Consider the following 17,099-nt stretch of genomic DNA (forward strand, 5'->3'; position numbering starts at 1 on the left):
GGTTTCAGCTACCGGATCCGCTGCTGCTGCCGGACCCGCCGCTGCTGCTGCCCGACCCGATCGACGGCGGCATGCGGAGCACGGCGTCGGGGACGCCGGTGCCGTTCGGATCGAGCACGCCGCCCTGGTGGGCGTACATGCTCTCGCCGGGTGCGGCATTCACCGTCGAGATGTAACGCCACACGCCGTCGGCCAGCGCGGCGCCACCGGCGACGAGCGTCCCCAGCAGCCCGCCCGCGCCCGCGAAGGTGCCGATGGCGGCGGGTGCGGTTGCCAGGCACGCGGGCCCGACCACCAGGCACGAGCCCAGACCGATGACCGCCCCGACCGCCGCGCCCAGGAGCGCGCCCGCGATCGATCCCAGCGGCACCTTGGCCATATTGGCGGCGAAGTCGTTGACCGCCAGCTGTTCCTCCATGGGGGAGGCGACCGGTTTCAGCCCGGTGTCGGGTGTCAGGGTGATGGCGCGCCCGGAGTCCATGACTTGGTATCGCATCGGGTGCAGCACGCCGTCGAGCAGAAATCCGGTCGGCAGACTGAGGACGGATTGCCCGTCCAGGGTGTGGATTTCGACTCCCTGCCCGTCGGGGGTGGCGGTGAACAGTGCGTGATCGAGCACGGCCAGCACGGAGTCGCCGACCACCCGGGCGGCGACGGTGGGCTCGGCGGCGGGTTCGGCGAGGGCGGTGCCGGTCCCGGCGGCGACCGCGCACACGGTCAGGGACGCGACGGAAAGCGTTGCGCGAAGGTTCATCTCGGAGTTCCTCGGTGCTTCCCGGTTCAGTTGCTCTCGGCCGGCACGGCCGGCACGGCCGGAACGCCCGGCCTGCCCTGGAGGTCCTTGGCGTAAATGCTCTGTCCCGGAGCCGCATTGAGCGCGGTGACGTACTGGTAGACGGCGTAGGCGGCCGCGGGTCCGCCGCCGATGACCAATCCGGCCAGGCCGCCGATGCCGCCGACCAGACTCATGATCGGCAGCACCGCGATGACGCAGCCCAGGCTCAGGACCAGGCAGGACGCGCCCGCCACGGTGAATCCGACGCCCAGGCCGATGGCTGCGCCGATGGCGGTGCCGATCAGGCTGCCCACCGAGGTGCCGATGCTGACGGAGTTGATCATGTCGTTCATGGCCAGCTGGTTCTCCAGCGGCGAGGCGACCGGGGTCAGCGGCGCCGCGATCGGGCGGTCGACGGCCGCCGCGTCGGGCGTCAGGCGCAGCGTGCGGCCGTCGTCGGACACCTGCTGGCGAATCGAGAGCCGCTGCCCGTCGATGGTGTAGGCCAGCGGCAGCGAGTCCAGCACGGTGCCCGCGTCGTCGCGAATGCCGATGGCGTCCGCGGCGGCCGGGGTGAAGGTGCCGTGGTCCAGGCTGACCACCACGGTGCCGTCGGTCAGGCCGGCGTGGTAGCCGACCGGTGAAACGGATTGTTCGGGAGCCGCGTTCGCGGTGGCCGCGGTCACGGCCACACCGGCGACTGCACAGGCGGCGATCAGGCCCGCGCGACGATTCTGCATGGGAATACCTCAATTGTTCGTACTGCCTTATCGCCGGTGAGCGTACCGACTGATGAGTCAGTCTGCTATAAAATCGCCAAACGAAAATCAGGCACATTCCGTGTGGAAAGGATTCCGACAATGCATCGACGCTATGAGGTACCCGGCGCATGACCCCGAAGCTGCCCGCCGAATTCCTGTGGGGCGCGGCCACCTCACCGCATCAAACCGAGGGAAACAACATCGGCAGCGATTGGTGGGCCCTCGAAAACGCCGAACACCCGGTCATTCCTGAGCGCAGCGGGGACGCCGTCGACAGCTATCACCGCTACCCCGCGGACATGGCCCTGCTCGCGGGAGCGGGCTTGAACGCCTACCGGTTCGGCGTCGAGTGGGCGCGTATCGAACCCGAGCGGGGACAGGTCTCGCTCGCGGCGCTCGCCCACTACCGCCGCATGATCGACACCGCGCTCGACTGCGGTCTCACACCGGTCGTCACGCTGCACCACTTCACCGGCCCGCGCTGGTTCGCCGAACTGGGCGGCTGGACGAACCCGCACGCGGTCGGACACTTCGCGCGGTTCGTGAGCACCGTGGCGCCGATCCTGGGCGATGTGCCCTGGGTGTGCACGATCAACGAGCCGAACATGGTCGCCACCATGGCGGGCGTGCAGCGCGCGGTTCCGGACGCGGAAGCCGTGCGGGCCTTCGCTTCCGGTGCGCTGCCCGACCCGGACCCGGGCGCCGCCCGCATCCTGATCGAGGCCCACCACATCGCCACCGAGATCGTGAAGGCCGAGACCGACGCCGCGGTCGGGTGGAGTGTCGCGCAGCAGGCGTTCGTCGCCGCTCCGGGCTGCGAAGAGCAACTGGCACAGGCGAATCGGCGGTGGGAGGACCCGTACCTGGAGGCCGCCCGCGACGACGATTTCATCGGCACCCAGGCGTACACCAGCCGGGTGGTGGGACCCGGCGGTCCCATCCCGCACGCCGAGGATCCCGGCAACACCCTCACCGGCTGGGCCTATCGGCCGGACGCACTGGGTATCGCGGTGCGTCATGCCTGGCGGGTCACCGGCGGCACTCCGGTGCTGGTCACCGAGAATGGCATTGCCACCGCCGACGACACCCGGCGCATCGCCTACACCACCGAGGCACTCGACCACCTGCGGCTGGCCATGGCCGACGGCGTCGCGGTGCGCGGTTACCTGCACTGGTCGGCGCTGGACAATTACGAATGGGGGCACTGGCGGCCGACTTTCGGGCTCATCGCGGTGGACCGCAAGACCTTCGCCCGCACACCCAAACCCAGCCTGGCCTGGCTGGGCTCGGTCGCCCGCGAGAACGTACTGCCTGTCGCCGCCTGTCAGGAGAAGCAACCGTGCTGATCTACAAACTGGGCCGTCGCTACATGCTCCGGACCTTCATCGCCATGCGCGCCTCGCAGTTCGCCGAGCTGCCGGCGCCCACCGGCCGGGTGGTGTTCTTCGGCGACAGCGCCGCGCAGGCCGATGCGGTGTACATCGATCTGTGGCCCGCCCTCGCCGACGCCAATGGCGCGCTACGGCAGGAATTCACGCGTGACGGGCTGCATCTGTCGGGTGCCGGGTATGCCGCCTGGATCGAGGTGCTCCGGCCGCATATCGCCGCTCTGCGTCTCGAACACTGAGCCCCTCCCGCAACAGGCCGCTGGCCGGAACGGAATCCGTTCCGGCCAGCGGCGTTTCGAGGGAGGTCAGCCTGCCTGTTCGGGCGAGGCGGGTTCGGGCGCGATCGCCCCGATGCTCACCTGCTCGATGGCGCGAGGCAGCAGCAGTGCGAACAGCAGCCCGGCGAGGGCGATCGCGGCCGCGATCAGGAATCCGATCTTCAGTCCCGCTTCGGTGTAGACGACCGCGCCATTGAGCATCCGCGTGATCATCGGCGGCAGCTTGGCGACATGGGAACCGTTCATCATGGAGAACGCGATGATCGGCGCGATCGCCGGAATCACGGTCTGGCACACGCTGACCAGCGCTGCCGTCGACGCCTGGACACCGGGCGGCACCGCCGCGATCAGCAGATTCGGCGTCGCCGCGTACGCCAGGCCGGTGCCGAGGCCGACGAGCCCGGCGAAGAGCAGCAGCAGGTCCTTACTGTCGTGGGAATACGCCGTGAGGGCGGAACCCATTGCGGTCGACAGCATTCCGAGCGCCAGCAGCAGACCGGGCCGGATCAGCCGGCGGCCGGCGAGAACACCGACCGCGATACCGCCGACCACGCTCAGCAGTCCGATCGGCACCAGATATTCGGCGACGCCCTTCGGGGTCACGCCGAAGCCGTAGCCCAGCCCGAGCATGGCCGGGGTCCGGATCAGCATCGGCAGCACCATGGCGTACAAACCCGTTGCGGCATAGACGCATCCGGCGGCGAGGGCGGTGAGCAGCACCGGGCGGCGACGCCACAGCCGGATGTCGATCATGGCGTCCCCGGTCTGGGCCGCGGTGGCGAGCCAGGCGACGATCAGCACGGTGCCGACGCCGAGGCAGGCGAGCGTGGACGGCGTGACCCAACCCCACGCCGGTCCCTGCGACACCCCGATGAGCACGATCACCAGTCCGAGACCGAGCAGCGCAGCGCCGCGCACGCCCACCCGGACCGGCAGCCGCACAGTCGATTCCCGCGTGGTGACCGCCACCGCCACCCCCGCGAACGCGGTGACCAGGAAGAAGAACCCGAAGACGGTGCGATACCCGTGATCGTCGAGCAGTCGTTCGGTCAGATACGGCGCGGGAATGGCGGCCAGTCCCACCGCCGAGGTCACGATCGACACCGCCAGCGCAATAATCTTGGGCGGGAACACATCCCGGACCAGCGAGTAGCTCAGGAACAGGCAGGGCACCAGCAGTCCGAACAGACAGCGCCCGGCCAGGAGGATCGCGAAGCTGGGTGCCAGCGCGGACATCAACGCACCGGCCGCCGACAATGCCAGACAGCTCAGCAGGATTCGGCGCTTGCCGTGCAGATCGGCCAGCTTGCCCAGCAGGGGCGCCGTGGCGGCGCCGACCAGCAGGAACGACGTCATCACCCAGCCGGCCTGGGTGGTATGGAAGTGCGCCGTGATGGCGGGTTCCGCCATCGGCACCAGCGGGTAACTGAGGGCGAGCGTCTCGACGACGGCGACCAGCGCGGCCAGCGAGCAGACCGCGCGCCAATTCCAGCCGGGTTGCGGTATCCCCGGTGGTTCGACCTGCTGGGCGGGTTCGGTGCCGTCGAAGGAGGCAGAGGAGGTCACGACAGGGAGTCCTTTCGAGGGATTGTGAGTGGAGAAGGGTGAAGCCGTTGCCCTGAAAGGGTTTTCGGTGTTCGGAGGGGTTCCCCGCGTCGTCAGCGGACGCTCTTGATCGGCAGCACCGCGAACGCGCCGAGGGCGGAGACGATGGCCGCGGTCGGATAGACCGCGCCGTAGCTGCCGGACAGGTGCACGATCGCGGCCGCGATGGCCGGGGCCAGCACGCTGGGCAGGGTGGTGGCGATATTGAGAATGCCCAGGTCCTTGGCGAAGTCGTCCTTGGCGGGCAGCACCTCGGAGACCAGCGCGATATCGACCGCGGTGAAAATGCCGAAGCCGATGGTCGTCACCGCGCCGGAGGCGAACAGTCCGGCCACCGTCGGGGCGGCCAGCGGGATGAGCGTCGAGACCGCGACGATCAGCCCGCCCGCCAGCACCAGGGGTTTGCGGCGGCCGATGCGATCGGAGTACGGCCCCGCCACCACGATGGCCACCAGGAATCCGGGCAGGCCCACCACGCCGACCAGCGGCACCACCTTGGCGGCTTCGCCGGTGCTGAGCCCGATGTAGCCCTGCGCGAGATATAGCTGATAAGTGAGCACCATGAAATAGCCGCCGAAAATGAACAGGCGTCCGAGGAAGGCCCAGCCGAAATCGGGATGTTCGCGAGGATCGACCCACAGGGCGGTGAGGAAGTCCCGCACCGAGAATCCGGGTCGCGGGACGCCGCGATTGTCAGCCTCCGGATTCACCGCGAGAAAGGCCACGACGATCACCAGGATCACGCCGGTCGCGCTGAAGTACCCCAGCGGAATGCGATCGGCGAACAGCGAGGCGAGGACCGGTCCGACAATGGCCGAGGCGATCGATCCCAATCCGGACAGCGTGGAATACCGGCCGCGCAACGGGATCGGAATCCGGTCGGGAAGGATGGCCGACAGTGGTCCCGCCAGGGCGTTGAAACCGAATTGGATGGTCATGGCGGCCACCACCAGCCAGGCGATGGTGGTCGACAGTCCCGCGGTGATCAGCCCGGCCGCACCGATCAGCGCGCCGAGCAGAATCCACGGAGAGCGGGCCCCCGCCCGGGTGCGGGTGCGATCGGACAGCACCCCGATCAGCGGCTGGGCGACCATGGCGGCCACCGCGCCGGCCGCCTGCACCAGTGCCAGATTGCCGACCTTGGCATCGGCGTCGACGGCCTGAACCTGAAGTGCCAGATAGTATCCCGACACCGCGAAGCCCAATGCGGAGCTCGCGCTGGCGAAGGGCACCGAGGCCAGCAGTCGTTTCAGTGCGCGGTCGGCCGGGGGATCGCCGTCGGGGGTGCGGATCGCGGCGGCGGGAGCGAGCCTTTCGTCCATCTGGTGCTCGCGCTAATCGCTGGAAGGGCATGGTGTTTCGACCCGAGCGGCGAGCGCGTCATCGGCCAGCCGCCACATCTCCTCGACTTGACTGCGGAAGGTGTCGCGGGTGAACTCTGGCAGCGCGAAGACCAGGGGTTCGTTACGCAGGATCCCGTCGACTGCCGCCCGGGCGACGTCGTGCGGTTCGATCGCCAGCGGAATCACTCCGGTGCCGAACGGTTCCCGCGCCCGCCGCCCGAAACTGTCGGGCCGATTGCGCTGTGCGTCGAGAATGCGGGTCGCCGCCTGTCCCGGGCACAGCAGGGTGACGCCGATGCCGTCATCGGCCAGCTCGCTCCGCAGTCCGAGGGTGACGCCGACGACCGCGTGCTTGGTGGCGCTGTACAGCGCGCTGGTGGCGGTATCCGGCAGGAACGCATGCGTGGACGCGGTATTCATGACGTGCCGCCACCCGCTTGCCCGGCTCATGCGGGGGAGAAAGGCGTGCAGGCAGTTCAGCATCCCCTCCACATTCACCGACGACAGCCACCGCCAGTCGCCGATCGTCGCGTCGGCGACCGGCCCGAACAGCAGCACCCCCGCGTTGTTGCACAGCAATTCGACCGATCCGAACTCCTCATAGCTCGCCGCGGCCAGCTCCGCCACCGACCCCGGATCCGCCACATCGACCCCGTAGCCGAGCGCCCGTACCCCACTCTCGCGCAGCTCCGCCGCGGCCCGCCGGACACCGATCTCGTCGATGTCGGCCAGCACGACCGACATTCCGCGCGCGCCGAGCTCCGCCGCGAGCGCGGCTCCTATCCCGCCGGCCGCGCCGGTGACCACGGCGGTCCGGCCGCTGAACAGATCTGATTCAGACATGAGGTTCCTTCCTGGGTTTTCGCTCGTCTCCGCCATCCGAAGCAAGCAGACTGACTCATAAGTCAGTCAGCCTAGCCTGTTGCACCGATCACGTCGAGAGCGCAAGGGTAGGCCGCCCGACGGTGCCAGCGCGCTGACAGCGCTTTGCCAGGATGGTCCCGCAAACTGCGGGGCCTGACGGCGACCGCTGCACCGCCGTGGTCGACACCTTCCGCATCGCCGACGGCTGCATCGCCGAGCCTCGGGACCTGCGCGAGGAGGTCCCCGAGATCACCGTCAGGTGGGCTGAACCGCTCTTCTCGACGATCGCTCTTGTTCCGGATCCCGTCGCGCCACAAGCTATGTGAGGGCGAACGCGCTGAACCTGGTGTGTGCGCGAGGTAGGGAGGTAGGCCGATGGTTGCGGTTTCGGCGGCGGAGGAGCTCCGCGTGCAGGTCGAGGCGACCGACAATGTCCGGCTGCCGCAATCGATACTGCGGCACGCGGTTTCCGCGGGACTGGAACCGCGACAGCTCACCCGGGACTCGGGGGTACCCACCTGGTCGCTGAGCGACGGCGAGGAGTATCGCGTCCCCAGCGCCGGATACCTGCGCACCTGGGAGGTGGTCGAGCACGGGCTCGGCAACCCGGACGCGGCGCTCGATATCGCCGAGCGGTACGTCCTGGGCCAAGTGGGTTTGTACGACTACCTTTTCAGCACCGCGCCGACGCTGGGGGCCGGGCTGGAACTGTGCGGAACGTACCTGGGGGCCATCACCACGAACTTCCGCATGGAGCCGGGCCTCGAGACCGAGGAGGAGGTCACCTTCGAGATCGGCATGATCAATGGCGAGGGCCGGGGCCGGGAGCTGGCCGCGCAGTGGGGCCTGGCCGCGATCTTCACACGCAGCAGGCTGGTCATGGACGGGCCGGTGAGCCCGGTCCGTATCGCGTTCCACCAGCGGGCGCCGCGCAACCACGACCGGCTGGTCGAGTTGTTCGGCACCGACGCCATCGATTTCGGCGCACCCGCGGACAGCATCACGGTCAGCACTGCGGATCTGGCCCGCCCGCTGCGCACCGCGGACCCGCGGCTGGCCGAGATCCTCCAGCGGTACGCGGCCACCACCCAGCCCGTGGCGCCGCCGCGCGCCACCACCTGGACCGACCATCTGGGCCTGGTCATTTCGGCTGCTCTGGAGCAGGATTCGGTCACCATCGACCAGGTCGCCGCCCGCCTGTTCCTGAGCCGCCGCTCGTTGCAGCGGCGCCTGGCCGAGCGCGGCACGACCTGGCGCACCGAGCTCGAGCGTGCCCGGCGCCGACGGTACGAGCAGGCCGCGGTGGACGGCCCGCTGACCCGGTCGGAACAGGCGGAACTACTCGGTTACAAGGATCTTCGGTCGGCCCGCCGCGCGGTGGAACGGTGGCAGGACTGACGCACTCTCGTCCGGATTGGCACGTTTTTGCCTTGTGATTGGCGCAATCAACCCTCGTCGACGGACCGGTCGTCCCATGAAACTGACGATGCGGGGGAGCCGAATCGAGTGGGTTGATGTCGAGCGAGGGACGTGTGGGACAGATAACGCTCCTTGGTGGAGTGGGCATTTCGGCCGACGGGCAGGTGAAACGGGTCGGTGGTCCGCGGGTGCGCACGCTGCTGGCACTGCTCGCCCTGCAGCCCGGCCGGGCCACGACCTGTGACGCGCTGATCGGCGCCATCTGGGGTGACAGCCTGCCGGCCGATCCGGCGAATGCCCTGCAGACACTGGTGAAACGGCTGCGCGCGGCGCTGCCGGAGCACGCGGCGGTGGAATCGGACGGCGGCGCGTATCGGCTGCGCGTCGCGGCCGACGACATCGACATGCACCGCTTCGCGCGCCTGGCGGAGGAGGGCATCGGCCGGTTGGCGGCCGGTGAGGTCGCCGCCGCCGCCCGGACCCTCGATGTCGCGTTCGGCCTGTGGCGCGGTGCGGCCTTCGCGGACCTGGCCGACCATCCGGACCTGTACTGGCACGCGGACCGGCTGAACCAGCTGCGCCTGCACGCGGTCGAGGCCCGTGCCGACGCCTACATCGCACTGGGACGGGCACGGGAGCTGGTCGCCTCCCTCGAGGCGGAACTCCGCGACGAGCCGTTGCGAGAGTCCTTGGCGGTGCGGGTGATTCATGCGCTGACCGCCGCCGGCCGGTCCGGCCGGGCCCGGGAGGTCTTCGACGCCACCCGTACGCAGCTGCGCCGCGAGCTCGGCGTGCCGCCGTCCCGCGAGCTGGTCCTCGCCCTCGACCGCGGCGAGGGCCCCGCAGCCGCTCCCGCGCCTGCCCTGCCGGTCCGCCTGACCAGCCTGATCGGCCGCGAACCCGACCTGAACCGCCTTGCGGCCTTGCTGCCCTCGACCCGGCTGCTGACCCTGACCGGTCCCGGCGGGATCGGCAAGACCAGCCTCGCCCTGGAGGCCGCCACCCGCCTGGCCCCCCGCTGGCCGGACGGCTGCCGCCTGGTCGAGCTGGCCGCGATCGGCGACGCCGCCACCGCGGGCGAGCACCTGCTGGCCGGGCTCGGGCTGCGCGCCGAGCCGAATTCGTTGCACGCCTGCCCGATTCACCGCCCGGCCGTCGGCGCGAAGCTGCTGCTCGTCCTCGACAACTGCGAGCACGTGCTCGATATCGCGGAGCTGGTCGCGGACGCGCTCAGCCGCTGCCCCGACCTGACGGTGCTGGCCACCAGCCGCGAGCCCCTCGGCATCAATGGCGAAACCCTGTTCCCGGTACGGCCTTTGGCGTCGCCGCCACCCGGATCGGCCCCCGCGCAGGCCCTCGGCTCCGCCGCGGTACACCTGTTCCTCGACCGGGCCCGCGCGGTCCGATCCGGCTTCACCCTGACCGACGAGAACTACGATACGATCGCCGCCATCTGCCGCCGCCTGGACGGCATCCCGCTGGCCCTGGAACTGGCCGCCGCCCGCGTCCACACCATGACCCCCGCCCAGATCCTGCGCCGCCTCGACGACCGTTTCCGCCTGCTGGCCGGCACACGCTCCGCCGTGGAACGGCACCGCTCCCTCTACACCGCCATCGAATGGAGCTGGGACACCCTTGCCGCCCCGGAACGTCGCCTGGCCCAACGCCTCTGGCTGTTCCCGGACGGCGCGACCCTCGAAACCCTCCAGGAGGTCGGCCCCGGCGACATCCTGGCCCCGCTGAGCCGCCTGGTGAACAAATCCCTGGTCGAGTTCGACGGCCGTCGCTACCGGATGCTGGAAACCATCCGGGCTTTCGTCGGTTCCACCGTCTGCTCCGAGCAGAGCGTCGCGTAGTCACCGGGATCGGGTGCGCCGGTACCGCATTCGATCAAGCAGTCGCGGGTGAATCCTCCTTCTCCGAAACGGCGGTGGTGGGCAGGGTGAAAACGGCTGCGACGCAGAGGATGCCGATGGCGAAGCAGGCGAGGGTGTACCAGAGGTTGCCGATGGGGTCGCCGTTGCGGGTGACTCCGCCGGTGGCGTCGAGGAAGTCGGGGAGGGCGGTGGCCCACAGGACGGCCATGACGAGCAGGTAGACCACGCTGTAGGCGCGGACGAATCGGTTGTCGTAGCCGGGGTCGGCCGATCCAGGCTGTCGTCGGCGCGTCCATTGGCGGTACATCAGCACGATCGCCGCCAGGGTGAGAACGATCAGTTCGAGCGCGTAGATGATGCCGCGGACGGTCGTGCTGCCGGCTCCGAGCGCGGTGGCGGGCAGCGGGAGGATGAAGGTTCCGAGTGAGGCCAGCAGGCCGATCACGATGGTGCGCCAGACCAGTTGGAGGCCGGTGAAGCGCTCGCCGCCGTCGACGCGGCGCCCGACGAACCAGTACACGCAGAACGCCAGCGACATCGGCCACAGCGCGGCGAAGACCACCACGCTCGGCAGCGGTACCGAATCGAACATGGGCTGGTTGAGCGGGTTCGAGGTCGACCACTCCCACCAGCGCAGCTGCGGCCCGATCTGATCGAAGATCTCGTAGAACGCGTGGTGCACGAATCCGACGCAGGCCGCCCCGGCGATCGCACCGTAGGTCCGGAAGACCCCCAGCATGCGCACGATCTCGTACGCGAGCGTCGCCATGAACGGATAGATCGCCACGATGTAGAGCGGCAACCGCCCCCACAGGAAATCCACCGTGAAGACGTTGTGCGCGAACATCGTGTCCACATGCCCCGAAATACCGAACGCCGCGGGGAAATACAACGGTGGCTCGATGATGAACAGGTACGCGGTCGCGCCGAACCACAGCACCACGTTGGTGGGATCGCCGTGGCGGCGCAGTCGCACGATGGCCCACACCAGCGCGAGCACCGAGCCGAGGATCACGGTCAGCTCGAGAACGGGCAGCGTCCAGTTCTCCAGTGCCAGCGGGTTTCTCACCTCGACCAGCCCGCCCGCCGTATCGCAGGAGAAGCCGAGCGATCGGGCGAGCTGGTCGAAGGTGGGTGCGCAGTGGCCGGCCATCAGTTCGCCTCCGCCCCGGTCGCCTCCGCGGTGTACCAGCGCGTGACGTCATACCCGTTGCGGTAGCGCTCGAACCACACATCGGCCAGCGCCGGTGTGTTCTCGTGTGCCGGATCATGGTTGGGCAGCTGGCTGCGGATGATGCCGCGCAGCGCGGTGAGCTGCTCGCCCAGCGGCAGGTCGTCGAAGGCGCGCGGCCCCGGGCCCGCGTAGGGCAGCGCGAAGCGCGGTATCAGCTTGCCCAGCAACTGCTGGTAGCGGTAGGTCGCGAACATCGACATGGCGTCGATCTTCCGATCCTCCAGTGGCACATGCTTGTTGAATCCCGCGCAGGCGATGCGCACGACCCGCAGCACATGCCGGAAGATGGACGGCGCCACCCGCATGCGGTAGAGATCGCTGCCCACCAGCGAATCGAAGATGATGAGCGCGGAACTGCGGTGCTCGACCTCCTCGACGAAATGCCAGATGAACAGCGACGCGACCCGGTCGTCCCCGGGCCGGAACAGCGTCGCCTCGTTGTCCAGCATGAGCTTGAAGACCGAGGTGAAGGTGGCTTCCAGATCGGCGGTGTAGGCCAGCCGGTACTCGAGAGGGGTCTCGGCGGTGAGCCGGTCGAATTCGGCGACCACCTCGTCGAGGGTCTCCTGCAATCCCGGATAGGCGCGGATCAATCCGCGCACATGCTGCCGGTGCGCGGTCGAATGCTGCCCCTCTTGCCGCATGAAGGCGTCGGCCTCCTCGGCGACGGCGGCGTCGGTGAATCGCGGCTTGGCCTGCGTGATCATCTGCACGATCATCTTCTCGAAACCGATGGCCAGGAACGACACCGCGTTGGCCATGCTGGAGAAGGCCGGGTTCTCGGGATTCCAGAGGAACGGCACATCGTGTTCCTCGAACGCGAACGTCAGCTTCCGCACAATCAAATCCGTCATGTCGGGCGATACCTCGTCTTCTGGCGGTGGATGGGTCCGGTGGCCCGGTCGAGCGCTCCGATGCCGCTGTGAACATACAAACATACACAGACGCGTACAAGTGTATGATTGGAAAACCCAGCTCAGACCGTATGCCGTACTGGACGGGACGATCCCGCGTGTTACGGTCGGGCCGTGGCACGAAGGCGCGGGTGGGGCGGGAGTCCGCCGGAGAACGACGAGGAGGCATCCCGTCGAATCGTCGCCGCCGCAGTCGAATTGATCGCGCGCACCGGTGCGGAGATCAGCATCGCGGACGTCGCGGAATCGCTCGGGGTGATCCGCCAGACCGTGTACCGGTACTTCCCCAGCGCGGACGCGCTCATGCGGGCCTCGGCCATCGCCTCGGTGGACGACTTCCTGGACCGGCTGGCCGCACAGGTCAGCGGCATGACCGATCCGGTCGAAGCCATGACCGAGGGCGTCGTCTACACCCTCGCCGAGGTGCGCCGGACGCCGCACCTGGGCATCCTGCTGGCCGCCACCTACTCCAATGCCGACCCCGCCGACATCACCTCCGCGGAGGCGCAGGCCTTCGGCATGACCATGATCAAACGCTTCGACGTGGACTGGCGGCACTACGGCTACGACGACGAATCCCTGCGCGAGCTGGTGGAATTCCTGCTGCGCACCATGCAGTCGTTCTTCATCTCGCCGGGCAATCCGCCGCGCGAAGACGCGGAGTTGCGGCGGTATCTGCGCCGCTGGATGGGGTCGGCGATCATCGCCCAGGCGAGCAGCGTGTCGGGTGCGCCGAACGGGCGGTCGTGATCACGCCAGGTCATTCACTAGGCTAATTGGTTGTGTCGGATTCACGCTCGATGGAGGTTTCCCGCTCCGGTACAACGCTTTTCGTGCTCGCACTGAGTGCGTTGCTGGCGTTGGTGCTGGTGTTCACGACGGTCGATCCCTGGCTCGAGAAGGCGGGAATCCTCGCGGGCGGGCTCGATGTGCACATCTACCGCGAGGGCGCCTGGCGTTTGCTGCACGGGCATTCGCTGTATCGGGACGAGACCGTCGGCGGGCTGCTCTACACCTACACGCCGTTCTCGGCCATGGTGTTCATCCCGGGGCTCGCCGTGCCCGCGGCCTGGATCACCGATGCGTTCCTGCTGGTGAATCTCGGTGTGCTGTATACCTGTGTCCTGCTGTGCTGGCGGATGCTCGGCTACCGGATGAACGCACGCGTGGCGAGTATCGGTGCGCTGCTGGCGATTACGTGCGTCTTCCTCGAACCGGTGCGCACCACGCTGTTCTACGGGCAGATCAATCTGGTGCTCATGCTGCTGGTGCTGTGGGACTTCGCACGGCCCGAGGGCGGGCGGCTGCGTGGCCTCGGCGTCGGGGTGGCCGCCGGGATCAAGCTGGTGCCGGCCTTCTTCATCGTGCAGTATCTGGTGCTGCGCCAATGGCGTTCGGCCGCGACGGCGTCGGTGACGCTGGCGGCGACGGTCGCCCTGGCCTGGCTCGTCTCGCCCGGTGAATCCCGCGAGTACTGGTTCTCGACCTTCTTCCACTCCGAGCGCATCGCGCCCGACACCGAGCCGGCCAACCAGTCGGTCCGGGGAGTGCTCGCGCACCTGACCGGGGGCGGCGCGCCCGTCTGGTTGTGGCTGATCCTCGGGGGTGTGGTGGCGGGTGTGGGCCTGGCGCTCGTCGCCGTGCTGGACCGCTGCGGCGAGCGGTTGCTCGCGGTCACGCTGGGCGGGATGACGGCCTGTGCGGTGTCGCCGTTCTCGTGGGGACACCACTGGGTGTGGTTCGTCCCGCTGCTGGTCCATCTCGTGCACCGGGCGCAGACCCGGCCGCCGTGGTGGCTCGCGGCGGCGCTGCTGTTCGTGGCCACCGGGGCATGGACGTACCAGTGGACTCCGGATTTCGCCTCGGTCGGGGTCTTCGTCCTGCCCAAACCCTGGCACACCGAGCCGATTCTGGAGAACGCCCACGTGATCGTGTACGGGTTCGCCCTGCTGTACGGCCTGTCGGTGGCGCGCCGCGCCGAGGTCGAGCGGCCCCGGGCATCGGTCGCGGATCCGATCCGCGTCGGCTGACATACACGAGATTCGCGGCGGGCCATGGTCGATGATCGAATACTCCGATTTATTCATCGTGATTTGCCGTGACGATGCGGCACCGGGGAGGGGATAGCCTAGGAAATTCATAGCAAACACGCTGCCGGGGTGAAAGGTGCGGTCCGGCGGCGAATTTTGTTCCTTTCCAAGGCATTTCCCGGACTATTCCGGCAGGAATGGATTTGATTGCCATCCGTCCAGTCTCCGGCAACGAATAGGTGATCAGCACCGTTGTCGGTTCAGGTACGAACCGACTCGTAACGGTTATTTGTTCAGAATTTTCCACAAAGGAGGAAAGGCCCATGATTCCGCACTTCATCGGCGACTTCATCGACGCTGTGAACACCCTCATCGCGAAGTGGTTCCTCCCGTAGAGCCGCCGACCCGGGGCGGTCCGCCGCCCCGGGCCCCCGATCTCACCCGTGCTACCGTGCCCCGGAACAGGAGGGCGCACATGGTGAAAAATGTTGTGGCACAGGTTGTGGGCGGGGTCAATGCCGGTATCGTGGCGCTGACCAAGCTCCCGGTGATCGGCCCGCTCATGGGCCGCGGATTCGTCGTCATCACCTACACCGGCCGCCGCTCGGGCAAGACTTTCTCCACGCCGGTCAACTACTGGCGTTCGGGCGACGAACTCGTCATCGGCGTCGGCATGCCGGACAAGAAGAGCTGGTGGCGCAACTTCCAGGGCGAGGGCGGGCCGATCTCGTTGCACCTGAACGGCGTCGACCGCACGGGCCACGCGGTGACCCAGCGCGAGGACGGCCGGGTCTCGGTGCGGGTCACCCTCGACGACAAGGCCTGAGCGCCACCGCGACCGGGCCGCGGCCCATTTCGGCAATACAGTGGCTGCATGAACATCTGCGTGTTTCTGTCGGCCGCCGACCTCGACGAGCGCTACACCGGGCCCGCCCGCGAGTTCGCGGAGTTGATCGGAAAGGGCGGGCACACGCTGGTGTGGGGCGGGTCCGAAGCCGGGTTGATGAAGGTCGTTGCCGACGGGGTGCAGAACAGCGGCGGCAGGCTGGTCGGGGTGTCGGCGGAGTTCCTGCGCGGCAAGGCGCGCGCCAACGCCGACGAGATGATCATCGCCCCCGATCTGGCCGCGCGGAAGGCGAAGCTGCTCGAGCTCGCCGACTGCGTGGTCGTCATGGTCGGCGGCACCGGGACCCTCGACGAGGCCACCGAGATCCTCGAGATGAAAAAGCATAGGATGCACCGGAAGCCGGTGGTCCTGCTGAACACCGCCGGGTTCTACGACGGGCTGATGCAGCAGTTCGAGCGCATGGAGGCGGAGGGCTTCCTGCCGCTGCCGCTGGCCGACCTCGTGTACTTCGCCGCCGACGGTGCGCACGCCATGGCCTATCTCGAGAACGCGGTACGACGCGGCTGAGCGTCTCCCCGGGCGGATTCGCGTTGCTGCGCCGCGGGGTCCGTGCCAGCCTGGTTGCAGTGGGACATCTGCCCGGGCATATCGATGTGCGTCCGGCCGGGTGCTCGAGGAGGCAGCCGTGAAGGACCGGGCAGGACTCGGGGAGCGCTCGGCGCTGCGCGTCACCGTCGATTTCACCGACGCGGCCCATCGGTCGCTGGGGGTGGGCTGGTCGGTGGACGCGGCGGCCTACCGGCGGTTCGAATCAGCGCGAATCTTCCTGGTGGCGCTCGGTTCCCGGCCCTGCCGAACCTATCTGGGGCTGGTCGACGGGCAGGATCGGACCTCGATCCAGCTGCCCGAGGCGCTCCCCGCCGGGGCGTACGCCATCGATATCGACGCCTACGGCAGTGCCAGCTGGGGCGACGGCCGGCTGGACGCCCGCGGGCGCAGCCCGGTCTTCACCGTCGAGCCCGAGGCGGCCGAATCCGCCGACGCCGATTAGCGCGGTTGCATCGCGCGGCCCGGGGAGGGCGGCGAAGTCGCCCGGACCGAGCAGATCGGCCACCTGGCACAGTTGCCCCGCGAACCAGGGAATCAGGTTCGGGTCCTTCAGCTTTCCGCCGGGCGCGAAGGTGAGCAGCTCGTTGCCGACCAGGCTCCACTGCGGCACCGCGCCCGCGATGTGCGCGGCGACCAGTGCCGGTCCGACCATGGCCTTGGCGTAGGCCGGGGCCATCGCATCGATCCGGAAGCGTGCGTCGAACAGCACATTGCCGGTGGCGGTCGGCTTGTCGCCGAACAGGGCGCGGCCGAACTGCGACATCAGCCCGCGCTGCCGCACCGCGAGGGCGGGATGCGGCCGGTCCAGCAGCACCAGCGCCACCAGGTAGCGGTGCGTGGTGGTGGTCGTGGATTCGCCTGTGCTCGACGAGGTTTCGTACGAGTACTCGGCGACCGTCACCCAGCGCCCGCCTACCCGTCCGGTCAGGGTGACGCCGAGCCCCCGGCGATTGCGTCCCGGGAGCCGCGCGGTCCACGGCGCGAACGATCGTTCCCGGAAGGTCCAGCCATTGGCCGCGGCCCAATCCCGCAGTCGCGCCTTCCGATCCCGTTCGGCCAGAATCGCGATGGGCAGCAACACCATCAGCAGCACCAGCGGGATCCCGAACAACACACCGGAGACAAGCACCGCCGCCTCCATCCCCGTCCCCTTCC

General features: G+C 68.6%; 17 protein-coding genes. 9 read left to right on the forward strand and 8 right to left on the reverse strand.

The features are described 5' to 3' along the window. Window positions 1–4 precede the first annotated feature (4 nt). Both ACFXN1_RS16830 and ACFXN1_RS16835 read right to left on the reverse strand, forming a co-directional pair. Window positions 5–754 carry a hypothetical protein gene (locus ACFXN1_RS16830; protein ID WP_379437654.1) on the reverse strand — a complete coding sequence of 250 codons (750 nt, stop codon included), beginning with the start codon at window positions 752–754 and terminating at the stop codon, window positions 5–7. A gap of 26 nt (window positions 755–780) precedes the next feature. Beyond that, window positions 781–1,515: a hypothetical protein gene (locus tag ACFXN1_RS16835; RefSeq protein WP_379437652.1), complete on the reverse strand. Its 735-nt coding sequence runs from the start codon at window positions 1,513–1,515 to the stop codon at window positions 781–783. 149 nt (window positions 1,516–1,664) lie between these two features. On the opposite strand from ACFXN1_RS16835, the gene ACFXN1_RS16840 reads away from it, so the two are divergent. Together ACFXN1_RS16840 and ACFXN1_RS16845 are read left to right on the forward strand one after the other, a co-directional pair. Then, window positions 1,665–2,882, forward strand: a complete 1,218-nt coding sequence (locus ACFXN1_RS16840) for a glycoside hydrolase family 1 protein (protein ID WP_379437651.1) — start codon at window positions 1,665–1,667, stop codon at window positions 2,880–2,882. Continuing rightward, window positions 2,876–3,163: a hypothetical protein gene (locus tag ACFXN1_RS16845; protein ID WP_379437650.1), complete on the forward strand. Its 288-nt coding sequence runs from the start codon at window positions 2,876–2,878 to the stop codon at window positions 3,161–3,163. Before ACFXN1_RS16840 ends, ACFXN1_RS16845 begins: the two co-directional genes overlap by 7 nt. Window positions 3,164–3,229: 66 nt before the next feature. Here the strand turns inward: ACFXN1_RS16845 and ACFXN1_RS16850 are convergent, their stop codons facing one another. The 3 genes from ACFXN1_RS16850 to ACFXN1_RS16860 form a co-directional block, all read right to left on the reverse strand. Next, window positions 3,230–4,768 carry an MFS transporter gene (locus tag ACFXN1_RS16850; protein WP_379437649.1) on the reverse strand — a complete coding sequence of 513 codons (1,539 nt, stop codon included), beginning with the start codon at window positions 4,766–4,768 and terminating at the stop codon, window positions 3,230–3,232. A 92-nt stretch (window positions 4,769–4,860) separates the two neighbouring features. Continuing rightward, window positions 4,861–6,129 carry an MFS transporter gene (locus tag ACFXN1_RS16855; RefSeq protein ID WP_379437647.1) on the reverse strand — a complete coding sequence of 423 codons (1,269 nt, stop codon included), beginning with the start codon at window positions 6,127–6,129 and terminating at the stop codon, window positions 4,861–4,863. Window positions 6,130–6,141: 12 nt separating this feature from the next. Further along, complete coding sequence (locus tag ACFXN1_RS16860; protein ID WP_379437646.1) at window positions 6,142–6,993, reverse strand: SDR family oxidoreductase; 852 nt, start codon at window positions 6,991–6,993, stop codon at window positions 6,142–6,144. A gap of 197 nt (window positions 6,994–7,190) precedes the next feature. Here ACFXN1_RS16860 and ACFXN1_RS16865 point away from each other — a divergent pair, with 197 nt between their 5' ends. The 3 genes from ACFXN1_RS16865 (at window position 7,191) to ACFXN1_RS16875 (ending at window position 10,289) form a co-directional block, all read left to right on the forward strand. Beyond that, window positions 7,191–7,340 (forward strand): hypothetical protein, encoded by a 150-nt coding sequence (locus tag ACFXN1_RS16865; protein ID WP_379437644.1) that lies wholly within the window; start codon window positions 7,191–7,193, stop codon window positions 7,338–7,340. Window positions 7,341–7,389: 49 nt separating this feature from the next. Next, complete coding sequence (locus ACFXN1_RS16870; RefSeq protein ID WP_379437643.1) at window positions 7,390–8,412, forward strand: AraC family transcriptional regulator ligand-binding domain-containing protein; 1,023 nt, start codon at window positions 7,390–7,392, stop codon at window positions 8,410–8,412. 161 nt (window positions 8,413–8,573) lie between these two features. Beyond that, complete coding sequence (locus ACFXN1_RS16875) at window positions 8,574–10,289, forward strand: BTAD domain-containing putative transcriptional regulator (protein WP_379437641.1); 1,716 nt, start codon at window positions 8,574–8,576, stop codon at window positions 10,287–10,289. Window positions 10,290–10,323: 34 nt separating this feature from the next. On the opposite strand, the gene ACFXN1_RS16880 is transcribed toward ACFXN1_RS16875, so the two are convergent. Continuing rightward, a complete protein-coding gene (locus ACFXN1_RS16880) occupies window positions 10,324–11,463 on the reverse strand; it encodes a hypothetical protein (protein WP_379437639.1) in 1,140 nt (379 codons plus the stop codon). After that, window positions 11,463–12,398, reverse strand: a complete 936-nt coding sequence (locus tag ACFXN1_RS16885; protein WP_379437638.1) for a metal-dependent hydrolase — start codon at window positions 12,396–12,398, stop codon at window positions 11,463–11,465. The genes ACFXN1_RS16880 and ACFXN1_RS16885 overlap by 1 nt, the downstream gene beginning before the upstream one ends. A gap of 174 nt (window positions 12,399–12,572) precedes the next feature. On the opposite strand from ACFXN1_RS16885, the gene ACFXN1_RS16890 reads away from it, so the two are divergent. The 4 genes from ACFXN1_RS16890 to ACFXN1_RS16905 all read left to right on the forward strand — a co-directional run bounded on the left by ACFXN1_RS16890 (window position 12,573) and on the right by ACFXN1_RS16905 (window position 15,902). Further along, the gene (locus ACFXN1_RS16890) at window positions 12,573–13,208 is read left to right on the forward strand and encodes a TetR/AcrR family transcriptional regulator (protein WP_379437636.1); all 636 of its coding nucleotides are present in this window, start codon (window positions 12,573–12,575) and stop codon (window positions 13,206–13,208) included. An 83-nt stretch (window positions 13,209–13,291) separates the two neighbouring features. After that, window positions 13,292–14,488, forward strand: coding sequence for a glycosyltransferase 87 family protein (locus tag ACFXN1_RS16895; protein ID WP_379437635.1), 1,197 nt, complete (start codon window positions 13,292–13,294; stop codon window positions 14,486–14,488). Window positions 14,489–14,963: 475 nt separating this feature from the next. Then, the gene (locus tag ACFXN1_RS16900; RefSeq protein ID WP_379437633.1) at window positions 14,964–15,314 is read left to right on the forward strand and encodes a nitroreductase/quinone reductase family protein; all 351 of its coding nucleotides are present in this window, start codon (window positions 14,964–14,966) and stop codon (window positions 15,312–15,314) included. Window positions 15,315–15,362: 48 nt separating this feature from the next. Further along, entirely contained in the window at window positions 15,363–15,902 is a 540-nt protein-coding gene (locus tag ACFXN1_RS16905) for a TIGR00730 family Rossman fold protein (RefSeq protein WP_379437631.1), read from the forward strand. Between the two features lie 244 nt (window positions 15,903–16,146). Here ACFXN1_RS16905 and ACFXN1_RS16910 read toward each other — a convergent pair whose 3' ends face one another. Then, window positions 16,147–17,085: a hypothetical protein gene (locus ACFXN1_RS16910; RefSeq protein ID WP_379437630.1), complete on the reverse strand. Its 939-nt coding sequence runs from the start codon at window positions 17,083–17,085 to the stop codon at window positions 16,147–16,149. Window positions 17,086–17,099 lie beyond the last annotated feature (14 nt).

The sequence above is a fragment of the Nocardia sp. NPDC059154 genome (assembly GCF_042755705.1).
Lineage (GTDB): Bacteria > Actinomycetota > Actinomycetes > Mycobacteriales > Mycobacteriaceae > Nocardia.

Bases quoted from the DNA above. Each gene is read 5' to 3' on its own strand.
- ACFXN1_RS16830 (WP_379437654.1), bottom strand. From the start codon at position 754: ATGAACCTTCGCGCAACGCTTTCCGTCGCGTCCCTGACCGTGTGCGCG.
- ACFXN1_RS16835 (WP_379437652.1), bottom strand. From the start codon at position 1,515: ATGCAGAATCGTCGCGCGGGCCTGATCGCCGCCTGTGCAGTCGCCGGT.
- ACFXN1_RS16840 (WP_379437651.1), top strand. From the start codon at position 1,665: ATGACCCCGAAGCTGCCCGCCGAATTCCTGTGGGGCGCGGCCACCTCA.
- ACFXN1_RS16855 (WP_379437647.1), bottom strand. From the start codon at position 6,129: ATGGACGAAAGGCTCGCTCCCGCCGCCGCGATCCGCACCCCCGACGGC.
- ACFXN1_RS16860 (WP_379437646.1), bottom strand. From the start codon at position 6,993: ATGTCTGAATCAGATCTGTTCAGCGGCCGGACCGCCGTGGTCACCGGC.
- ACFXN1_RS16870 (WP_379437643.1), top strand. From the start codon at position 7,390: ATGGTTGCGGTTTCGGCGGCGGAGGAGCTCCGCGTGCAGGTCGAGGCG.
- ACFXN1_RS16880 (WP_379437639.1), bottom strand. From the start codon at position 11,463: ATGGCCGGCCACTGCGCACCCACCTTCGACCAGCTCGCCCGATCGCTC.
- ACFXN1_RS16885 (WP_379437638.1), bottom strand. From the start codon at position 12,398: ATGACGGATTTGATTGTGCGGAAGCTGACGTTCGCGTTCGAGGAACAC.
- ACFXN1_RS16900 (WP_379437633.1), top strand. From the start codon at position 14,964: ATGGTGAAAAATGTTGTGGCACAGGTTGTGGGCGGGGTCAATGCCGGT.
- ACFXN1_RS16905 (WP_379437631.1), top strand. From the start codon at position 15,363: ATGAACATCTGCGTGTTTCTGTCGGCCGCCGACCTCGACGAGCGCTAC.
- ACFXN1_RS16910 (WP_379437630.1), bottom strand. From the start codon at position 17,085: ATGGAGGCGGCGGTGCTTGTCTCCGGTGTGTTGTTCGGGATCCCGCTG.